The following is a 1,450-nucleotide window of genomic DNA, read 5'->3' as shown; positions in this document are numbered from 1 at the left end:
CCCTACGTGAGCGACGAGGTCGAGGTCGAGATCTCGGTCGAGGCGATGAAGGCCGAGTGATCGGTCCTGTCCGTCCGCCTGTTTGACCGGGTGATGGTCCGACCGGCGGAATGATCGAGAACAGACTGTGGGACCCCCGGGGCGTATGCTTCGGGGGTCTTTTCGTGTTTGGCGTCGGGCTTTGTTGGAGGGGCGAGAGGGGGCGCTGCCCCCTCGGCGCGTGCCGCGCCTCACCCCCGGAGTTTATCTGGCAAGATGAAGGGCGGGGGCGGTCCCGGTGGTGTCGCCTGCGCCGCGGAGGATCCTGCAGGTGATGGGATGGTGCGTGCTGCGCGATGACGGCCTTGTGGCCGGTGCCGCGCGCCCGACACGCTTGCGGCTGCGCGGCTGCGGCGGTAAAGCGGGCGAAACTCTTGCGGACATATTCAGACAGGGGAGCCGCCCGATGTCGATCGACACCGACACCGCCGCCCGCGTGGCGAAGCTCGCCCGGATCCGGGTCGAGGACGACCAGCTTCCGGCGCTGGCACAGGAATTCTCGAACATCCTCGATTTCATCGAGCAGCTGAACGAAGTGGACGTGGAGGGCGTCGAGCCGATGGTCTCGGTGACCCCGATGCGTCTCAAGCGCCGGCAGGACGGCGTGACCGACGGCAACCAGCAGGACAAGATCCTGAGCAATGCCCCCGATGCCCGCGAGGGCTTCTTTGCCGTGCCGAAGGTGGTGGAATGACCGATCTGACCAAGATGAAAGTGGCCGAGGCGCGCGACGCGCTGCGCGCCGGTGACGTGACCTCGGTCGAGCTGACCGAAGCCTGCCTCGGCGCCATCGACGCCGCCGACGCGCTCGGGGCCTTCGTGCACAAGACCCCCGAGATCGCCATGGAGCAGGCAAAGGCCGCCGATGCCCGCATCAAGGACGGCGAGGCGCCGTCGCTCTGCGGCATCCCGATGGGCATCAAGGACCTCTTCTGCACCAGGGGCGTGCCGTCGCAGGCCGCCTCGCGCATCCTCGAGGGCTTCCGGCCCGAGTACGAATCCACCGTCACCGGCAAGCTCTTCGACGCGGGCGCGGTGATGCTCGGCAAGCTCAACATGGACGAGTTCGCCATGGGCTCGTCGAACGAGACCTCGTGCTACGGCAACGCGGTCAACCCGTGGCGCCGCGGCAACGACGACACCGCGCTGACGCCCGGCGGCTCGTCCGGCGGCTCGGCGGCGGCGGTCGCGGCGGATCTCTGCCTTGCCGCCACCGGCACCGACACCGGCGGCTCGATCCGCCAGCCCGCGGCCTTCACCGGCATCACCGGCATCAAGCCGACCTACGGGCGCTGCTCGCGCTGGGGCATCGTGGCCTTCGCCTCGTCGCTCGACCAGGCCGGCCCGATGACCAAGGACGTGCGCGACGCCGCGATCCTGCTGCAGGCGATGTGCGGTCACGATCCCAAGG

2 protein-coding genes are annotated in these 1,450 nt (G+C 68.9%); both read left to right on the top strand.

What is annotated here, in order from left to right:
• Positions 1 to 445: 445 nt before the first annotated feature.
• Positions 446 to 733 (top strand): Asp-tRNA(Asn)/Glu-tRNA(Gln) amidotransferase subunit GatC, encoded by a 288-nt coding sequence (gatC, locus tag HC022_RS26470; RefSeq protein WP_008886296.1) that lies wholly within the window; start codon positions 446 to 448, stop codon positions 731 to 733.
• Positions 730 to 1,450, top strand: a 721-nt coding sequence (locus HC022_RS26465) for an amidase (protein WP_254885279.1), incomplete at its 3' end; no start/stop codon positions are given. The genes gatC and HC022_RS26465, both read left to right, overlap by 4 nt.

Origin of the sequence: Salipiger sp. HF18, assembly GCF_011806505.1 — a bacterium.
GTDB classification, from domain to species: Bacteria; Pseudomonadota; Alphaproteobacteria; order Rhodobacterales; family Rhodobacteraceae; genus Salipiger; species Salipiger thiooxidans.
This window is presented reverse-complemented; position numbering and strand designations above follow the sequence as displayed.